The sequence below is a fragment of the Psychrobacter sp. TPE 89C genome (assembly GCF_055522395.1).
This window is the reverse complement of sequence record NZ_JBVFXW010000002.1, coordinates 25,311-43,690: the sequence shown is the minus strand read 5'-3', so window position 1 is coordinate 43,690 and position 18,380 is coordinate 25,311. Positions and strand designations below refer to the sequence as shown.

The 18,380-nt window shown below is 43.2% G+C and carries 15 protein-coding genes; 9 read left to right on the top strand and 6 right to left on the bottom strand.

Going from position 1 to position 18,380, the window contains the following annotated elements:
- Window positions 1–2: 2 nt before the first annotated feature.
- The gene (locus ACZW67_RS01090; protein ID WP_465181838.1) at window positions 3–446 is read right to left on the bottom strand and encodes an acyl-CoA thioesterase family protein; all 444 of its coding nucleotides are present in this window, start codon (window positions 444–446) and stop codon (window positions 3–5) included.
- A 436-nt stretch (window positions 447–882) separates the two neighbouring features.
- Here ACZW67_RS01090 and rpmI point away from each other — a divergent pair, with 436 nt between their 5' ends.
- The 5 genes from rpmI (at window position 883) to ACZW67_RS01065 (ending at window position 6,070) form a co-directional block, all read left to right on the top strand.
- Complete coding sequence (rpmI, locus tag ACZW67_RS01085; RefSeq protein WP_010197866.1) at window positions 883–1,080, top strand: 50S ribosomal protein L35; 198 nt, start codon at window positions 883–885, stop codon at window positions 1,078–1,080.
- Window positions 1,081–1,230: 150 nt separating this feature from the next.
- Window positions 1,231–1,587: a 50S ribosomal protein L20 gene (gene rplT, locus ACZW67_RS01080; protein ID WP_011281252.1), complete on the top strand. Its 357-nt coding sequence runs from the start codon at window positions 1,231–1,233 to the stop codon at window positions 1,585–1,587.
- 308 nt (window positions 1,588–1,895) lie between these two features.
- Window positions 1,896–2,951: a phenylalanine--tRNA ligase subunit alpha gene (gene pheS, locus ACZW67_RS01075; protein ID WP_110923575.1), complete on the top strand. Its 1,056-nt coding sequence runs from the start codon at window positions 1,896–1,898 to the stop codon at window positions 2,949–2,951.
- Between the two features lie 187 nt (window positions 2,952–3,138).
- On the top strand, window positions 3,139–5,544 hold the full coding sequence (gene pheT / locus ACZW67_RS01070) for a phenylalanine--tRNA ligase subunit beta (protein WP_465181837.1): 2,406 nt from the start codon (window positions 3,139–3,141) through the stop codon (window positions 5,542–5,544).
- Between the two features lie 226 nt (window positions 5,545–5,770).
- Window positions 5,771–6,070, top strand: a complete 300-nt coding sequence (locus ACZW67_RS01065) for an integration host factor subunit alpha (RefSeq protein WP_110923573.1) — start codon at window positions 5,771–5,773, stop codon at window positions 6,068–6,070.
- Between the two features lie 240 nt (window positions 6,071–6,310).
- Here ACZW67_RS01065 and ACZW67_RS01060 read toward each other — a convergent pair whose 3' ends face one another.
- Window positions 6,311–6,670: a hypothetical protein gene (locus ACZW67_RS01060; RefSeq protein WP_465181836.1), complete on the bottom strand. Its 360-nt coding sequence runs from the start codon at window positions 6,668–6,670 to the stop codon at window positions 6,311–6,313.
- Window positions 6,671–7,190: 520 nt separating this feature from the next.
- Between ACZW67_RS01060 and ypfJ the strand changes: the two genes are divergently transcribed.
- Window positions 7,191–8,081, top strand: a complete 891-nt coding sequence (gene ypfJ, locus ACZW67_RS01055) for a KPN_02809 family neutral zinc metallopeptidase (RefSeq protein ID WP_465181835.1) — start codon at window positions 7,191–7,193, stop codon at window positions 8,079–8,081.
- 161 nt (window positions 8,082–8,242) lie between these two features.
- Here the strand turns inward: ypfJ and ACZW67_RS01050 are convergent, their stop codons facing one another.
- The 3 genes from ACZW67_RS01050 to trxA form a co-directional block, all read right to left on the bottom strand.
- On the bottom strand, window positions 8,243–8,482 hold the full coding sequence (locus ACZW67_RS01050; RefSeq protein ID WP_110923570.1) for a hypothetical protein: 240 nt from the start codon (window positions 8,480–8,482) through the stop codon (window positions 8,243–8,245).
- Window positions 8,483–8,969: 487 nt separating this feature from the next.
- Complete coding sequence (gene rho / locus ACZW67_RS01045; RefSeq protein ID WP_465181834.1) at window positions 8,970–10,238, bottom strand: transcription termination factor Rho; 1,269 nt, start codon at window positions 10,236–10,238, stop codon at window positions 8,970–8,972.
- A gap of 518 nt (window positions 10,239–10,756) precedes the next feature.
- The gene (gene trxA, locus ACZW67_RS01040; RefSeq protein WP_194197946.1) at window positions 10,757–11,083 is read right to left on the bottom strand and encodes a thioredoxin; all 327 of its coding nucleotides are present in this window, start codon (window positions 11,081–11,083) and stop codon (window positions 10,757–10,759) included.
- Window positions 11,084–11,466: 383 nt separating this feature from the next.
- Here trxA and ACZW67_RS01035 point away from each other — a divergent pair, with 383 nt between their 5' ends.
- Together ACZW67_RS01035 and ACZW67_RS01030 are read left to right on the top strand one after the other, a co-directional pair.
- Window positions 11,467–12,180, top strand: a complete 714-nt coding sequence (locus ACZW67_RS01035; RefSeq protein ID WP_197102038.1) for an RluA family pseudouridine synthase — start codon at window positions 11,467–11,469, stop codon at window positions 12,178–12,180.
- Between the two features lie 42 nt (window positions 12,181–12,222).
- Window positions 12,223–13,860 carry a flavin-containing monooxygenase gene (locus tag ACZW67_RS01030; protein ID WP_465181833.1) on the top strand — a complete coding sequence of 546 codons (1,638 nt, stop codon included), beginning with the start codon at window positions 12,223–12,225 and terminating at the stop codon, window positions 13,858–13,860.
- Between the two features lie 20 nt (window positions 13,861–13,880).
- Here the strand turns inward: ACZW67_RS01030 and ACZW67_RS01025 are convergent, their stop codons facing one another.
- The gene (locus ACZW67_RS01025; RefSeq protein WP_465181832.1) at window positions 13,881–14,822 is read right to left on the bottom strand and encodes a D-2-hydroxyacid dehydrogenase; all 942 of its coding nucleotides are present in this window, start codon (window positions 14,820–14,822) and stop codon (window positions 13,881–13,883) included.
- Window positions 14,823–15,195: 373 nt separating this feature from the next.
- Between ACZW67_RS01025 and rapA the strand changes: the two genes are divergently transcribed.
- Window positions 15,196–18,084 (top strand): RNA polymerase-associated protein RapA, encoded by a 2,889-nt coding sequence (gene rapA, locus ACZW67_RS01020; RefSeq protein ID WP_465181831.1) that lies wholly within the window; start codon window positions 15,196–15,198, stop codon window positions 18,082–18,084.
- The last annotated feature ends 296 nt before the right edge of the window (window positions 18,085–18,380 follow it).

Below are 18,380 nucleotides of genomic sequence, written 5' to 3'. Positions count from 1 at the left end.
TGTTAAAGATTAACTAAGTGTGGGTATAGCGCTTCTTTTAAAGTGTTATTGAGCGCAGTCACTTTATTTAGCCGGAAGTCGTAACTGAGAAAATGCAGTCGTGCTTTAGCCACTGTTTCACCCGTATGCATACGCGTGACTTTTATCACCATATTTCCGCCGTCATCATACAACGGCTCGACGCCTATCTCAAACAGGAGTTGGTCACGCAATCGTACACGACTATCAATGTTTAACTGTAACTCATCAATAATTAAGCCTTGATAGTCGGTATTGATCTCTTTAATACCTTTGGAGTGCAAGAATCGCGCGCGTGCTTCAGTCACCAATGCTGTCAATGACTCGAGTGTCAGATGCTGGCCTATATCTACTTCAGTATGACGTACACGCATGACTGTTTCAAAGACAAATAAATCGTTATCAAAATCCAACTCTTTTCTTGACACATTATTTCCTAGTTTGACGGCAGGCGATGAGTTCTGCTGATCTTGATATAGATTGGTAACATCGTAACGATGACGACCGCATGATATATGGCTAATAAGTGTGATAAGCAGTCTTGTATTATTAGCGCCCAAACTATACCAATATCCACTCTCTACTTAAGCACAGCTTAAGCTGACATTCAATCTATTTGCAGAGGATTTTCCTGTTTTATTGGTGTTTTTATGAGAAAGGCTAGCAGTCGGTTCATACTCGTTATCTACTATGATGGTTTACTGGGGCAAGATTAAAACTTTCCTTGGCAAAACAGCGTGCTATCTGCTAAAATACGGCCTCCCACCTCGAGGCAAATAGAGGTTTAGTGGTTGTTTTTAAAGCCACTATTCGTATGTACTATTTGACGACCAGGTTCTATCAAAGACAAAGAGGCAAATCATCATGAAAGTTAAGATGAAAACCAGAAGCGGTGCAGCTAAACGCTTCAAAAAAACAGCAAACGGCTTCAAGCGTAAGCAAGCAAACAAAAGCCATATCTTGACCAAGAAATCAGCTAAGCGTATTCGCCAGTTGCGCGGTCTTAAGATGGTGGACAAGTCTGACGAAGCAGCAGTTCGTCGTATGTGCCCATACATCTAATAGCCTATCGTCATATACATTTAATCAAGCGCTATTCAATTAATAGCCACTTAATTAAAAATATTTGACCTTGCAATCTGATAACGATGTCTACTATTTGATGACATCGTGATTCGTTTAATAATGATTAAAAATATCTTGGAGTAATTTATGGCCCGTGTAAAACGTGGTGTACAGGCGAATCGTCGTCACAAAAAAATCCTAAAACGCGCAAAAGGCTACTACGGTGCCCGTTCACGTGTTTATCGTGTAGCGGTACAAGCAGTGACCAAAGCTGGTCAATATGCTTATCGTGACCGTCGCAACAAAAAACGTACCTTCCGTCGTCTTTGGATTGCACGTATCAATGCTGGTGCACGCTTAAACGGTTTGAGCTATAGCCGCTTTATCAATGGCATGAAAAAAGCTAACATCGCAATCGATCGTCGCGTACTTGCTGACATCGCTATGCATGATGCAGCGACTTTCACTGCATTGGTTGAAAAAGCAAAAGCGGAACTAGCATAAATATTAGCCTATTTAAATAAATAGAACTAATATTGATTAATAGTACGATATTAATAAAAGCTACCGCTGGTCGGTGGCTTTTTTTATATTAAAATATTTTAGAGCTGACTGTATTTGCACTATCCGAATTCAGAAAAATTTCGTTTGATGTGCAATTAAATTTTTCGTTGTCTAAATATTCAAGCCATTCATATTATTAGCCTTTATTTTAAAATGAATGGGTAAATGGTTTGCAATATTTGGTCAAACCCCTACAATTACCAATCACTATTATTAATAGTCCGTTTAAATCAGGAATAATGCGTCTTATGACTACCCCTGCTGCTATCAACGATTTGTCGGCGCTACCGACCTTATCCTCAGAGCTCAGTGAGCTGAATGAAGCTCAACTGACTGAGTTTGCGAGTGCTGCTGAAGCATTGGTTTTACAGATTACTGATGCGCGTGAGTTGCAAGATTTGCGTGTACAATTGACAGGTAAAAAGAGCCCATTAACTGGCTGGTCAAAGCAAATGGGCAAACTCAGTGCTGATGACAAAAAAACCTACGGTGGCTGGTTACATCAAGTTCGTAGCCGTATTCAGCAAGCATTGACTGACCAGCAACAACAGTTGGAAGTGGCCGCATTAAATGCCAAGCTTGAAGCAGAAAGTATCGATATTACGTTGCCTGCTCGCGGTGGTCAAAAAGGTCATTTGCATCCAGTAACGATGATTACTCAGCGCATGCAGCAGTATTTTATTCAAGCAGGCTTCAATGTCGCGACTGGCCCTGAAGTTGAGAGTGATTATTATAATTTTGAAGCACTCAATATTCCGTCGCACCATCCAGCACGTGCGATGCATGATACCTTCTATTTTGATGCGCATTACCTACTGCGTACGCATACCAGTCCTGTTCAGATCCGCACGATGGAAAAGAACGAACCACCCATTCGCATTATTTGTCCAGGTCGCGTCTATCGCAATGATTCAGATCAAACCCACTCACCGATGTTTCATCAGTTAGAAGGGCTTATGGTTACTGAGTCGAGCACCTTTGCTGAGCTAAAAGGCTTGATTAGTGAGTTTTTAGAAGCATTTTTTGCCAAAGAACTGACCGTTCGTTTCCGCCCATCATTTTTCCCGTTTACTGAGCCTTCTGCAGAAGTAGATATCTTAGATGATAATGGCAAGTGGCTTGAGGTCATGGGCTGCGGTATGGTACATCCACAAGTACTAACCAACTGCGGCATTGATGCTGAAAAGTATACTGGCTTTGCATTTGGCATGGGTATCGAGCGCTTTGCGATGCTGTATTACGGTATTGACGATTTACGTCTGTTTTTCCAAAATGACGTGCGCTTCTTAAAGCAATTTGGCTAGAGTTTTCCTTATTCATATATAGTCAGTTCAAGATAATTTAGATTCAAGGAAGGTGAGTGAAAGTGCTACAAATTGTAGACTGAGCGCGCCTGACGCTGTATCTAGTTTATATAGGATTTACTATAGCAAGTTAATTCGCCAAGCTTTACTCCAACACTTTATTATAAAATTCTGATCCGAGATATTTATGAAAATTAGCGAACAGTGGCTACGTCAATGGGTGAATCCCACGAATACCAGCGAACAGTTGGCCGAACAGTTAACGATGGCAGGACTAGAGATTGATGATCGCTATGCGGTTGCTCGTGCTTTTAGTGGTGTGGTCATCGGAGAAGTCGTCAGCGTTGAGCAACATCCAGACGCTGATAAACTGCGAGTCACGCAGGTAAATATTGGTGAAGCTGAGCTGCTACAAATTGTATGCGGCGCACCTAATGTCACCGTTGGTATGAAAGCACCTGTTGCCACCGTTGGGGCAGTACTCCCAAGCGATGACAAGAAAGGCTTCAAAATTAAAAACGGTAACCTACGCGGCGTGGCCTCTAACGGTATGCTTTGCGGTGCTTCCGAAATTGATTTAACAGATAGCATAGACGGTTTGCTTGAATTACCTGCAGATGCGCCGATCGGTATAGATATCCGTGAATATCTAGGCTTAGACAATCAGATATTGGATATCTCTATCACACCAAACCGTGGTGATTGCTTTAGTGTACGTGGTATTGCACGTGAAATATCAGTCATCAACGACTTACCAATGCAAATGCCAACCATCGCTGAAAACATCACCATTACTGAAAATGGTGCAACGCCAAGCGTTACAGTAAATGCAGTTGAAGCATGTCCACGCTACTTATTACAATCGATTAGCAATATTGATCGTAGTATTGAGACACCAAAGTGGATGCAAGATGCCCTCGTTCAATCAGGACTACGCTCACACAACTTCTTGGTTGATGTGACCAACTATGTATTGATGGAGTTGGGTCAGCCGCTACATGCTTTTGATGCAGATACCATCGTTGGTGATATCGTTGTTCGTTTGGCAGAGCCTGCAGAAACCATTACTTTACTCAATGAGCAGACGGTTACTCTAACGGGTGATGAGCTCGTGATTGCCGATGATAAAGGCGCATTGGCACTTGCTGGTATTATGGGTGGCCAGCGTAGTAGCGTTACGGATAGTACGACCAATATTGTTGTAGAAAGTGCTTTCTTTGGTCAGCTTGCTATCGCCGCTCGCGCACGTCGCTTTGGTTTACATACTGATGCGTCGCAACGTTTTGAGCGTGGGGTGGATTTTGAGTTACCAGAGCTCGCATTGGCACGCGCTTGTGATTTGATTATTAGCGTCACTGGTGGCCAAGCGGGCCCTATCGTAAAAGCTGAGAGTAGTGAGCATTTACCAGCACGTGCGCCAATTACTTTGCCAATCGCGAAAGTACGTGATGTTATTGGGATCGATATTGATTCAACAGAGATGGTGCGTATCTTAACTCAATTGGGTTTTGACGTAGAGCAGCAAACAGATGCTTTAGTCTGTAAGCCGCCATCTTATCGTTTTGATATGAGTATTAAAGAAGACTTGATCGAAGAGATTGCCCGTATTTATGGTTATGACAATATCCCAAGCATCTTGCCACATTTGCAAGTCAGCATGGATTATGATGATACCGCAGACTTGACTCATGAGATGAAGCTGGCGTTGGTTGATACCGGTTATATGGAAGCTATTAGCTTTAGCTTTAGTGATGCAAAAATAGAAGCGTTACTTGATGATGAAGCGCTAGGAGAGGTATTAGCACTGGCTAATCCTATCTCTAGTGATTTAGCCGTTATGCGCCGTACCTTACTGTCAAGTCTATTGCCATGTGTGCAATATAACTTGAACCGTCAACAGCCACGTGTACGTTTCTTTGAAACAGGTCTTAGCTTTGTCGGCCAGAGTATCAGCGAATTAGTACAGACCCCAAGTATTGCTTTGGTCGCAGTCGGTAATGTGTGGGATGAGCAAGCCTATCAAAATCGTGCTTTAGACTTTTATGACCTCAAACATGATATCGAGCAGTTATTACCTGCGCAAATAGAGGGTGCTCGTATCCGTTATGAGCGCAGTGGACTAAACTTTTTACATCCTGGCCAAAGCGCTAAATTATATATTGATGATCAGTACGTTGGTTGGCTTGGTCAATTGCATCCTAATACCGCAAAACAGTTAGACCTACCAGCTACTTGGGTTGCGCAGTTGTCACTTGCACCCTTATTAGATGTCGCTCGTGAGCAGCATGCCATCAGCACGCCTAGCAAGTTCCCACAAGTACGCCGCGATATTGCCATCCTAGTCGATAGCGATATTAGTTTGCAGACACTAGAAACCACGATTCGTGCTGCTGCAGGTGAGCTATTGACGGATCTTTGGTTATTTGATGTTTATCAAGGCGATAAAGTACCGACGGGTCAGCGCTCACTGGCATTTGCACTAGTATGGCAAGACAGCAGCCAGACTTTGTCTGATGACGTGATAAAAACGGCTACTGATAAGGTTGTGCAAGCGCTAACAGCACAGCACTCTGCGCAGTTACGCGATAGCTAATATTTAATATAGACAATAAACAATGCTCTGTAGCTTTTCTACTTATAAGGCTACGGGGCATTGCTATTAATAGAAAGCCCTAAAATACGTTAAGTAGTTATTAATAAAGGACTTTCATGCGCTTTTTATTAAAAAAACGTCCAAAAACCTTTATAATAGCTAACATTAACCCTCATACCGCTAAACCATGATATTCGACATCACGACATAGCATAGGAGTTGTACTGTGAGCACCTTAACCAAATCTGACATGATCGAGCACTTGATGAGTCACCTTAACCTAACACGCCAAGAAGGTCGCTGTTTGGTTGAGAACTTTTTTGATGAGTTGTCAGAGAGTTTGATTGATGGCAAAGAGGTCAAGCTTTCAGGCTTTGGCAATTTTGAGCTTAAAGATAAAAACAGCCGACCAGGCCGTAATCCAAAAACAGGGGAGCCCGTTGCGGTATCAGCACGCCGTGTGGTTACCTTTAAAACAGGACAGAAATTTCGCCAACAGGTTGATGAGCGTCTATTTGATGCCTAATCTAGATGGTTGTATTGATGATGACGGCTTAAGTTTTGGTATTTAGGTCGTCGATTGATACTCACTATATAGTCTAGGTGTGCAAGCTAAGCATGTTGATATGCTTAAACGATGTATGAATAGCAATATCAGTAAACATTACAGTATTAGTTTGTTATGTATCATAAATAACAGGCACAAAAAAAGAGAGCTAAAGCTCTCTTTTTTTACTACAGTATATTCATCGTATAAACGATAAAATTACTGAGCAGCTGGCTCTTCAACAACAACTTCGTCAGCAGCGTCAACAGCTGGAGTTTCGCTAGCTACATCCATGCTAGTAGTTGCTTCGCCGTCTACAGGAACTTCAGCGTCCATTTCGTCAGTAGCAGTTGCAGCTTGAGCATCAGCGATGTCAGCTTCAGCGCCAGCAACAGCAGCGTCAGCATCAGCAGTTACTTCGCCTTCAGCAGCAGCTTCGTCTAGTTCTGCAGAAGCGTCTTGCACTTCTTCTTGCGCGTCAGATAAATCTTCAGCAGCGTTTTCTTTGCTGCTGTCACAGGCAGTTAGGCCCATAGTTGCAGTCATGATACCAGCTAGAGCAAGTAATTTAAGTTTCATAGTGTTTTCTCCGGAAAAATGAAATGATCAATAGCAGCAACATGGGTTGAAATCCGAGATTTCTCAGTATTCAACGACTTCCAGTTACAGCTACTCAGCTTGCACGCATTCTATATGTTTTCTATCTAAATGGAAATAGTCCGTACAATTAAGTAACAATAAAATTGTAAGTTTAATTTTACTTCGTATATTGATTATAATTTTTAATACCCTTCGTGATATCAAAAAAAACATAATCAATGACATCAGATTGTTTTTAAAGAAGTTTTTTTAGTATTAACTTCTAATTTAACTTGCAATAATTTACTGCTTTCACGATGATTAATCAGTAAATAAATGTAACGTTTGATGTAATGTGAGTAAACTAAAGAGGTGTTATCTATCGAAAGGCCTATACAGCCTATTATTTTTAATATAATAAGTTAAAGTATCAAGATAAAAAGCAGTATTGGATGTAACATTACATGAATAACTATCAATACGAGCAGCAGTACCTATCGTATGTTTGAGGAGTAGAATTATGAAATGGCAAGGTCGACGTGGTAGTTCGAACGTACGCACCAGCAGTGGTGGTGGAAAGATGGTTGGTGGTGGTATCGGTGGTATTATCATTGCTGGTATCTTATGGCTAGTATTTGGGGTAAATCCAATGACAGCTTTGCAGACAGGTCAAGCCGTTACAGGCGGTGGAAGTAGTGATGCCTCTACTGAAGCTGCAACCAGTACGGATCGGGATACGCAGTTTGTAAAAGTGGTATTGGCTGATACAGAAGAGGTCTGGCATCAAATATTCAATGAAGCAGGTAGTACCTATAAAGAGCCTTCATTGATTTTGTTTAATGGTCAAGTGAGTTCAGCTTGCGGTAGCGCTAGCGCTGCGACAGGTCCGTTTTATTGCCCAGCAGATCAGACTGTTTATTTAGATAAATCATTTTTTGTAGAAATGAGTCAAAACCTTGGTATCACAGGTGATAAACAAGGCTCTGGTGATGAAGGCAACGAAGGCAAGGCGGGTGATTTTGCTCAGGCCTATGTCATCGCGCATGAAGTGGGTCACCATGTGCAGACGCTGCTGGGTATTAGCCAACAAGTCAATGAGGCCCGTCAGCAAGTGACACAAGCAGAATCTAATAAGCTGTCAGTATTGCAAGAGTTACAGGCGGACTGCTTTGCAGGGGTTTGGGCACAGCGTAACCAAGAGCGTGTGCAGTTCTTGGAAGCGGGCGATATCGATGAAGCCATCAATGCAGCCAGTCAAATCGGTGATGATCGTTTAGCGAAGGCCAGTGGCGGAGCAGTTGTACCTGATAACTTTACTCATGGTACCAGTCAGCAGCGCGTGCAATGGTTTACTCGTGGTTTAGAGAGTGGTAGCGTACAGTCTTGTGATACGTTTAGCGGAGCGCTATAAGTGTATTAGGTATCACTATAAGCGTATCGTAGATCATGATAAGCGGATTTACTTTCAACTTATGAGTTAGAAACAAAAAAGCCTACAATTGATTGCAGGCTTTTTTGTTTCAGCTAAGATTCTATCAAGGTAATATTAATATTCAGCCTTGATAAGATCAATTAACGAGTTTGGTCAAGAATATAAGCACCAGCACCACCTACAGCAGCACCACCAAGTGCGCCACGAGCGATATCTTTGCTGTCGCCGTTACTTTTAAGAACAGCACCTGCAGCAGCGCCCACAGCAGCACCTTTAGCAGTGTTGCTCAAGCCACTGCTATATCCGTTAGTTGCACAGCCGCCCATGATAAGAGCAGAGCTAGTAAGGGCAGTCATCGCAATAGTTTTAGCAAATTTCATAATATCACCTGTTAAGTTATCAAGTTGGTTGATCATAATCAAAACACGATATTTGCATTGTCCAAGTATTTTGGTACTGATATAAAGTATCAAGATACTTGGGCAATAGTCTCAAGATAACCTATTGTGTTACCGCAAGACATATCGTGGTCTGTATTAATAAAGACTGCATTGAATGTATCAAAAATTGATACTGCTGTCGATTTGTGTAGCAGAGTATGCCTATACTAACTCAACTAATAATTTTTGCGCGTAGTAAAAGCGCTATTCTTTGCAAATATCCTGTAAAGGATGTTTCTCCACTGTGTCCTTGATGAATATTTTTCTAGAAGTTATTGCACTTGCATAGATAGTAGGTAGGTAGTAGGTCGGTTGAGACTGCTGATTGCAGTCTTCAGTCTTAAAAATAGAAAAGACCGCTCGAAAGCGGTCTTTTTTATTTAAGCTAAATGTTTGCCTATTATACTAAAGCAACTCAGCGCTAGCATTAGTTTTGTGATTTACGCTTCATTTGGTCAAAGAATTCATCATTGGTCTTCGCTTCTTTTAGGCGATCCAACAAGAACTCCGTTGCTTGTACGCCATCCATCGGCTGTAGTAACTTACGTAAAATCCAAACTTTGCGCAATTTATCTTCATCAAGCAGGCGCTCTTCGCGGCGAGTACCAGATTTTTTGATATTAATCGCAGGGAAGACACGTTTTTCAGCCAAATCACGCTCAAGCGTAATCTCTTGGTTACCTGTACCTTTGAATTCTTCAAAGATAACGCTATCCATCTTACTACCAGTATCGATAAGAGCACTGGCAATAATTGTCAAGCTGCCACCTTCTTCGACGTTACGTGCAGCACCAAAGAAGCGTTTTGGACGCTCTAGCGCATTGGCATCCAGACCACCTGTCAACACTTTGCCTGACGATGGTATGACCGTGTTATACGCACGCGCTAGACGGGTAATTGAGTCAAGTAAGATAACCACATCTTGCTTATGCTCGACCAAACGCTTGGCTTTTTCGATGACCATTTCGGCCACTTGAACATGGCGCTGTGGTGGCTCATCAAAAGTAGAGGCAACCACTTCGCCGCGTACCGTACGTACCATCTCAGTGACTTCTTCTGGGCGCTCATCGATCAATAGTACGATGAGATAACACTCAGGATTATTACGGGTAATTGACTGCGCGATAGTTTGTAGCAGCATCGTTTTACCAGCTTTTGGCGGTGCAACGATAATAGAGCGCTGACCTTTACCGATCGGTGCGATTAGGTCGATGATACGACCCGTCAAATCTTCGGTGGTACCATTACCCAGCTCGAGCTTTAATTGTTCAGTTGGGAATAGTGGGGTTAAGTTCTCAAAGATAAGCTTATGACGTGAGCGATCTGGCGTATCAAAGTTGATTTCGCCGACCTTTAGTAGCGCAAAATAACGCTCAGAATCTTTTGGTGGACGAATCGTACCAGCGATACTGTCACCCGTCTTTAGGCTAAAGCGGCGAATTTGGCTAGGGCTGACGTAGATATCATCAGGACCCGCTAAATAAGAGCCTTCTGATGAGCGTAAAAAGCCAAAACCATCAGGAAGAACCTCAAGAACGCCGTCACCATAAATGGCTTCACCGTTACGGGCATGGGTTTTGAGGATAGCAAAGATGATGTCTTGTTTACGGCTACGTGCCATATTATCAAGACCCATTTCTTTTGCGATAGCCAATAGCTCAGCGATTGATTTTTTCTTTAATTCAGTAAGATTCATAGATAGGTCATTAGCAAGTGATCAGATGAGAGATGCCATTAGCAGCACAAGTCACGACATTGATTAAAACAACGATAATATGGCGATAGAGGGTGCGTGCACAGAGCTAGGATTTATGTAGTTTGGGTATTACGTGTCAGCTTATGTACGAATTGCAGTCGTTTGGTGCAAGGTAATAAGAAATAAATATAAAGAAGGCTACATAAGAGTCTGCGTCAAAAACTCAATATCAGTAATTGTGTTTAGTCATTTCGTTCAGCAATGGTGTTTATAACGACGATTGTGTTTTTGTTGATAAACACGAGGAGAATAGCGATAAGACACTTATGAAAACAATTAGTTTTCTGTTGTCAGCAGACTATACGGTCTTCACAATGGCATTGTCAATAAATTTTGCCAAAAAAGTCATATAATCGAGTCTTTTGCATAAAAAATAAGCAAAAAAGCCACTATCTTAGTCAGATAATGGCTTCTTCTATTACATTGCAGTTTTTGACATATGCTTGGCTAGCACAAGCTTATAGATGCTTGTCTAGTACTTTTGCCAATTCAGCTTTTGGCTGTAGACCCATGACTGAATCAACTTTTTCGCCACCTTTGAATACAAATAGGGTTGGGATGTTGCGAATACCGAAACGGCTAGCCGCTTGTGGGTTGCTATCAACATCTACCTTAACAATTTTGATTTTGCCTTGGTAGTCAGCAGCTAAATCTTCTAAAATAGGAGCGATGGCTTTACAAGGACCACACCAAGCGGCCCAAAAGTCTACCAATACTGGTACGTCTGACTCTAGTACGTCTTTATCAAAGTCGGCATCGGTGGTGTGGAAAATAAGATCTGACATAGTTTTCTCTCTTGTTTTATTATTTCTATCGTCATACATTACAGAATATCTTGGTTAGATAGTAGCGTGATGAGTGACCAAAGAATCGTTTAGAAGTGGTGAAAATGTGCCATTATATTAACATGTTTGCTCAAACTTGACAGATGCAGGCTGGTTAAATTGTTTAACAATTGCGATTAGCACAATAAATCGACACACAATCATATAGATTATATTTTGCTTGCCAGTTAATTCTGCCATTTGTATTTTTGATTGAATGATTGCCACTATTTAACATGTCTGACGTATCTCCTTTATACTTGAAATCGCTATCAGTCTCACATTTCAGTCCATAAATAAGTCTGTTTTTTACCTTTACGCCCTAATATAAGTAGCCCATTTTTATGCTTTTTACTGATGAAGAAGTCAACGCTCTTAATGCTCAAGAAAATGCCCGTCCGCTTGAGTTTTTTCAAGCATTTGCACGAGATATTACTGTCTATGAAGACGATGATATTTGGATAGTGGATAAACCTGTAGGGCTATTAAGTGTTAATGGTAAAACGCTGAATGTGAGCTTGCTGGCAAGGCTTGAGCGCGTTAATCCAGCAGTTAAGTTGATTCATCGTCTGGATATGGACACCTCAGGCTTGCTCATTTTTGCAAAAAATGCGGCAGCACAGACCCATATCAGTAAGCAGTTTATTGAACGTTTGCCACAGAAAAAGTATCAAGCCCGTGTCTTTGGACAGTGGGAAAGTGTTGGCGCAACTGGCAAGATATCAGTGCCAGTACGCTACGAGCCTGCGACCAAACCACGCCACATCGTCGACCACGATTGGTCAAAGCATGCGTTAACTATGTATGAAATATTGGCTCATGAAGAGTGTAATGGTCATGCAGTGACACGAGTGATGCTAAAGCCGGTTACCGGTCGTAGCCATCAACTACGTGTCCATATGGTGCATGTTGATCACGTGATGATTGGCGACCCTATTTATGCTGAAGGGACTGCGTTAGAGATTGCTCCAAGGCTCAATCTGCATGCACAACACTTACGTCTAAAGCATCCCGTATTGGGTGCATGGATGGACTGGGAAAGCCCAAGCCCTTTTTAACCAAGTTTTTTAGATAAATCATGCAAAAACAAGGACGGTATTATGCTTGATATCATAGCAGCAAAGCAGGCGGCAAAGCGGGCAGTGAAGAGACGCTTTCAATCTAAAAAGGCGCGCTTAGACACGCCAGTAGATTATGAAGTGCTTATCATCGGCGCAGGAATTGCTGGTATAGGTATGGCTTGTCGATTGCAGCAGCAAAAACACAAAGGGCTGTTTGGTCATAAAAGCCCAAATCAATGTAAACGTCAAACATCAAAACAGCAGCAGAAAAGCTCGCAGCGGTTTGCGATTTTAGAAAAGCGTACAGATTTGGGTGGTACATGGGATTTATTTACTTACCCCGGCATTCGCTCCGACTCTGATGCATTGACGTTTGGCTACAGTTTTAGGCCGTGGTTGAACCACAGGATTTTGGCAAAAGGTGGGGACATTAAGCGTTATATTGCTGATACGGCGCAGGAGTTTGGTATCACTGAGCATATTCGTTATCAGCATGAGGTACAGCAGCTTTCTTGGTCAAGTAGCAGCCAACGATGGACAGCCATGGTAAAAAACCACGTTAGCGGTGAAGTGTTTACTCTAACAGCCAAGTTCGTCGTCGGTGCCACTGGTTATTACGATTATGAGCAAGGTTATAAGCCTCATTTTGATCAAGAAGAAACGTTTGAAGGCCGTATAGTCCATCCGCAGCATTGGCATAATGTGGACTATCAAGATAAAAAGGTAGTCATCATCGGGAGCGGTGCGACGGCGATGACGTTGCTGCCAGCGTTAGTAGATGAGGAAGCTGAGCAATGCGCACAACACGTCACTATGCTGCAGCGTTCACCCACTTATGTGGCGAGCGTGCCAGGCGATGATTATGCACTGGATTGGCTGTCAGGCAAGTTTTCACCTTTATCAAAAGAGCAGGCCTATACGGTATTACGTACCCGCAATGTCTTAATACAACAAGGTACTTACCGAGCGGCTATAGTTGCCCCTAAATTTATGAAAGCGCTATTAAAGCGCGGCGTCAAAACAGAACTAAAAGGCAGTGATGTCGATGTGGCGCATTTTGTACCCGATTATAATCCTTGGGACCAACGGATATGCGCAGTACCAGACAGTGATTTATTTAAAGCATTACAGGGTAAGCGCGCAGTAGTAGTGACTGACCAAATAAGCCATTTCACGAAGACAGGTATTATGCTTAACTCTGGCAACCATCTCGATGCAGATATCATCGTGACAGCGACAGGGCTAAAGATACAAATGCTGGGTGGTGCAAAAGTATATATCGATGGACAGGCAGTAGATATCGGTACACGCATGACTTATAAAGCAGTCATGGTTGAAAATGTGCCCAATATGGCAGTGCTGTTCGGTTATACCAATGCTTCATGGACGCTAAAGATTGATTTAGCCTGTCAGTATGTGATGCGACTACTTGGCTATATGGATAAGCATGGTTATCAAGCGGTATTAGCAACAGCGCAGAGTGAGCATGGCACTGCCCATAGCCAACCAGAGACTGTGATGGGCGCGCTATCATCAGGATATGTTAAGCGCGCTCAACACGAGCTACCCAAGCAAGGAGATATCTATCCTTGGCGGGTCACAAACAACTATCTCAGCGACCGAATAGTGCTCAAATACCGTAAGATAAAAGATGATTGGCTACGATTCAGTCGTTAGCTTTGATGAGTGGCTGTCCTTTAATGCGTACTGATAAAATCCGCGACTTGTTTGCTTAGCATCTGCCACAGCGTCTCTTGCGCGCTTTTACTGCCCCAAGCGTTATGCGGGCTAAAGATAACACGCGGATGATTCTTTAAGCTCAATAGCGGATCATTATTAGCAATAGGTTCTTGTTCAAACACATCACTGGCATAACCAATGATTTGCTCGTCATTAATTGCATCAGTCAGCGCTTGGCTATCGACGATACCACCACGAGCGACATTGACGATGAGCGGCTGTTTGGTCATTTTTGCTAAAGTATCTGCATTAATAAGGTGCTGAGTTTGCGCATTTAATGGGCAATGCAAGCTTAGAACATCGGACTGAGCAAGTACGTCTTCAAAGGCCGTATAGTCATCATTACGTGGCGTACGTCCTTGTTGCTCCGCCCACAATACATTCATACCAAAGGCACGAGCGATTTCGGTGACGCGTTTACCGATAGTGCCAACCCCAATAATACCTAACGTTTTATCTTCCAAATCTATCAGCGGAATATCAAGCAGGCAAAAATCCCCCTTTGCTTGCCACGTACCATCAGAGACTTTTTGATGATAATGAATGCCTGCGCGCATTGCATTTAGCATGAGCATAAATGTGTGTTCGGGCACGCTTTTGACCGCATAACCAGCGACGTTATAAAGAGTAATACCATGCTTTTTACAGGCTTCTTGGTCAACGTTATTCATACCCGTAGCAGTCAGTTGAATGAGTTTAAGCTTGGGCAGCTTGCTTATTACTTCAGCGTTAATCTGAACTTTATTAGTAATGATAATATCGGCGTCTTTACAGCGCTCTAAAATAACGGCAGTATCTTTTGGAGTGTCGTTATAAGTGACGTAGTCGCTGATGCCTGTTGGGGCAGGTAAGTCGATGCCCTCAGAAAAAGTGCCTTTGTCTAAAAAAACCGCTTGCATGGTTATTCCTTATCGAATGTGTATTTTAAAGTTTGTTTTAATGATTATCGAGATAATGTAGCATGTTGTTGAATGGTTTTTAATGATGAGTCGTTATCTTATTGTTTTATATGACCAACTTATGCTTAGCATTGACATAATCTTGCATGAATCTGCTCTTGAAAAGTCAACTTAACGCACTCATCTACCCGCTAACGTTATATAATGGTCGGCTAAACGGCTGGCTTGATTAATGTTGTGGCACTTTGTTTATGTCTTTTTGACATTTTACGGTGTGAACAACCTTATTTAGCGGTTGTTAGCCGCCATTGCTGTTTTCTAAGCTATCTATCTAATTTCTTACTACCTGACTGAGTACAAAAGACATCGCCCTATGACTATCTCTATCGCTTCATTGCACAGTACTGAATTCGCCGTTGGTCAACGTTATTTATCTGATACGGAGTCTGAGCTTGGCTTGGGTGTGGTCATCGATGTTGACGACCGATGTGTGCATATCTTATTCCCGCAAAGCGAAGAGACGCGCGTCTATGCCAAAAACTCTGCGCCACTATCGCGCGTGGTGTTCAAAGCTGGTGACAGCATTTATGACCAAGACGGCAAATGCTATACGGTCAATGCTGTCGATGAAGTGATGGGCGTGCTCAAATATAGTGTCGATGAACACGAGCGCGGCATCATGGAGACTCGTCTCGCTGCCAACATCACGCTTGCCAAGCCGCTTGAGCGCCTGCTAGCTGGACGCATTGAACGTGGTGATTGGTATGAGCTGCGTCAAGATATCTTGCGTATGCAATCAGCGTTGGCTGGTCATCCACTCAAAGGTTTGATGGGTGCGCGAGTCGATATCATTGAGCATCAACTCTATATCGCTCACGAAGTTGGTAAACGTATTGCACCGCGTGTCTTACTCGCTGACGAAGTTGGCCTAGGTAAAACTATTGAAGCTGGATTGATTATTCATCAGCAGCTATTGACTGGCAAGGCTGAGCGCGTGCTCATTCTTGTTCCAGATAGTCTGCAATACCAATGGATGATTGAGCTGCGCCGCCGTTTTAATCTAAACTTTGCCTTGTTTGACTTGGTACGTACGGCAGCGATTAAAGAGCATGATCCTGAACAGAACGTCTTTGCGACCGAGCAGTGTATCATCGCTGGTATGGATCTATTGCTTGACCATCCTGACTTGTATGACCAAGCGATGGACGCAGGGTTTGATTTATTGGTCGTCGATGAGGCGCATCATCTGCATTGGGATGAAGCACAAGGCGGCAACGATAAATATGACTTGATTGCTGACTTTGCAGAAGAGACGGCAGGCGTCATGCTATTGACAGCGACACCTGAGCAGCTTGGTGCACAGAGTCATTTTGCTCGTTTGCGCTTGCTCGATCCGGATCGTTTCGATGATTTAGATGAGTTTATCGATGGTCAAGCCGCTTTTGCTGAGACGGCAACGGTTGCTGGTGTATTGATAGAAGACAAGCCATTGAGTGAAGGGCAAATCGCTGCGTTAAGTAGCTTGCTTACGCTCGGTGCTGATGAGTTGGCAGGGATTAATGACGATGAAAAACTGCGTACCTATGCACTTAACGAGCTGCTAGATCGTCATGGTACTGGTCGTATCTTGTTCCGTAATACCCGTGAGAGTGTCAAAGGGTTTTATGGTCGTAGTAGTCAGCCTTATCCGCTGCCATTACCTGATGCATGGGTAAACAGCTATCAAACCACGGGTAAGTTGCGTGAGCAGCTATGGGGCGAAGAGAACCAACCTGATGGTGGCTGGCTAGAAGATGACCCACGTGTGTCTTGGTTGGTTGATATCCTGCGCGGCGAACTTAAACATCAAAAAGTACTGTTGATTGCCCGTAGTGGCGCGACAGTAGAGAGCTTGGAAGCGGTATTGCGTCTGCATGCAGGCATTAAAACAGCTATCTTTACCGAGCAGATGACGCTACTTGAGCGTGACCAAGCGGCAGCATTCTTCGCAGACAGTGAAGGCGCACAAATATTACTATGCTCAGAGATTGGTTCAGAAGGCCGTAACTTCCAGTTTGCCAGTCAGTTGATATTGTGGGATTTGCCTGCGAATCCAGATACTTTAGAGCAGCGTATTGGTCGCCTAGATCGTATCGGTCAGACGCAACAAATCATGCTGCATGTGCCTTATGTACAGGGCACGGCGCAAGAGCGTCTGTATCAGTGGTATAACGATGCGCTCAATATGTTCAATCAGATTTCACCGACAGCGCAGAGCGTGCAAGAGCAGTACATTCAAGATCTAAAGCCAATGCTTGAAGGTGCAGATACGGCCGAAAACAAGGTTACTCTACAAGGTGTTATCGCAGAAGCGCTACAGACACGATTGGGACTAGAAGCACAGCTACAAGCTGGTCGCGATCGTCTGCTAGAGTATAACTCGTGCCGTCCACGTGTCGCTGGGCGTATCGCTGACGCCATGCGTGACTTTGATAGTCACAACCTATTGCCACAATTCATTGAGCGTTTCTTTGCTTCGGCCAATATCGATCATAATATTCAGCGTGATGGCTCATGGGTTATCGCACCGATTGATAGCACTGAAATTAGTGACTATATCGATGGTTTGCCACTTGGTGACGAAGACGGCATGACGTTGACGTTTGAGCGTGACCAAGCGCTACAGCGTGAAGATATCGAATTCATCACTCATGAGCATCCATTGATGCGTGCTATCTATGAGCTGGCGAGTACCAGTACCTTTGGCAATACCACAGTTGCAATGCTCAAAAGTGCTGCCGTACCACAAGGCATGGTACTGTTAGAAGTGAATTTCCGTGTAGAAGCGATAGCACCAAAACTGCTGAATTTACCAGCGACATTGACCACGCAAAATATCCGTGTCTTTATCAGTGAGCAGGGCAGTGATTTGTCAGCACGTATCAGCGCTGAGATGATCATGCCGCACATTGAGCGTTTGGATAAAAACCGTGCACGCCAAGTGATTAAAGTACGTGGTGATGTGATTGAGCAGCGTTATTATGAAGCTGAAGACATCGCGCGTCAGCAGTTGGCTGAGATTGGTGAGCAAGCAAGCGCGCGCTTTAGCCAGCAGTGGTCGCGTGAAATCAAACGTCTACAACATCTACAAACCATCAACCCTAACGTGCGCCCTACAGAGATTGAGCGTTTAGAGCAACTAAAAGCGCAAGGCGAGCAAGCACTAAGCAACTTGTCATTAGTACCTGATTCTATCCGTGTGCTAGTAGCTGTGAAGCCATAAGTTTAAAATAAACATAAAGAACGAGGCGTTATAAAGTGCCTCGTTTTTACTGTTTGAGTTAAATAAACGAATGGATACTCGCGAGTGGGCTGTCAGTCGCTAGCCAAAGCCACTGATATTGGTTAAGATGTTTATCGCTTTCTATTTATAATAAATACTAGTGCTGCTATGGCCGTATTTTCGTTCTAAAATTTCTCTTGTTTACATTCAGCAAGTGATTTCATATTATTTTAACTTCAAGTACAAATACAAAGGACCTGTCGATATAGCCTATTGATATCGTGAGGTGCTGTGCG

Bases quoted from the DNA above. Each gene is read 5' to 3' on its own strand.
- rpmI (WP_010197866.1), top strand. From the start codon at position 883: ATGAAAGTTAAGATGAAAACCAGAAGCGGTGCAGCTAAACGCTTCAAA.
- rplT (WP_011281252.1), top strand. From the start codon at position 1,231: ATGGCCCGTGTAAAACGTGGTGTACAGGCGAATCGTCGTCACAAAAAA.
- pheS (WP_110923575.1), top strand. From the start codon at position 1,896: ATGACTACCCCTGCTGCTATCAACGATTTGTCGGCGCTACCGACCTTA.
- pheT (WP_465181837.1), top strand. From the start codon at position 3,139: ATGAAAATTAGCGAACAGTGGCTACGTCAATGGGTGAATCCCACGAAT.
- ACZW67_RS01060 (WP_465181836.1), bottom strand. From the start codon at position 6,670: ATGAAACTTAAATTACTTGCTCTAGCTGGTATCATGACTGCAACTATG.
- ypfJ (WP_465181835.1), top strand. From the start codon at position 7,191: ATGAAATGGCAAGGTCGACGTGGTAGTTCGAACGTACGCACCAGCAGT.
- ACZW67_RS01050 (WP_110923570.1), bottom strand. From the start codon at position 8,482: ATGAAATTTGCTAAAACTATTGCGATGACTGCCCTTACTAGCTCTGCT.
- rho (WP_465181834.1), bottom strand. From the start codon at position 10,238: ATGAATCTTACTGAATTAAAGAAAAAATCAATCGCTGAGCTATTGGCT.
- trxA (WP_194197946.1), bottom strand. From the start codon at position 11,083: ATGTCAGATCTTATTTTCCACACCACCGATGCCGACTTTGATAAAGAC.
- ACZW67_RS01035 (WP_197102038.1), top strand. From the start codon at position 11,467: ATGCTTTTTACTGATGAAGAAGTCAACGCTCTTAATGCTCAAGAAAAT.
- ACZW67_RS01030 (WP_465181833.1), top strand. From the start codon at position 12,223: ATGCTTGATATCATAGCAGCAAAGCAGGCGGCAAAGCGGGCAGTGAAG.
- ACZW67_RS01025 (WP_465181832.1), bottom strand. From the start codon at position 14,822: ATGCAAGCGGTTTTTTTAGACAAAGGCACTTTTTCTGAGGGCATCGAC.
- rapA (WP_465181831.1), top strand. From the start codon at position 15,196: ATGACTATCTCTATCGCTTCATTGCACAGTACTGAATTCGCCGTTGGT.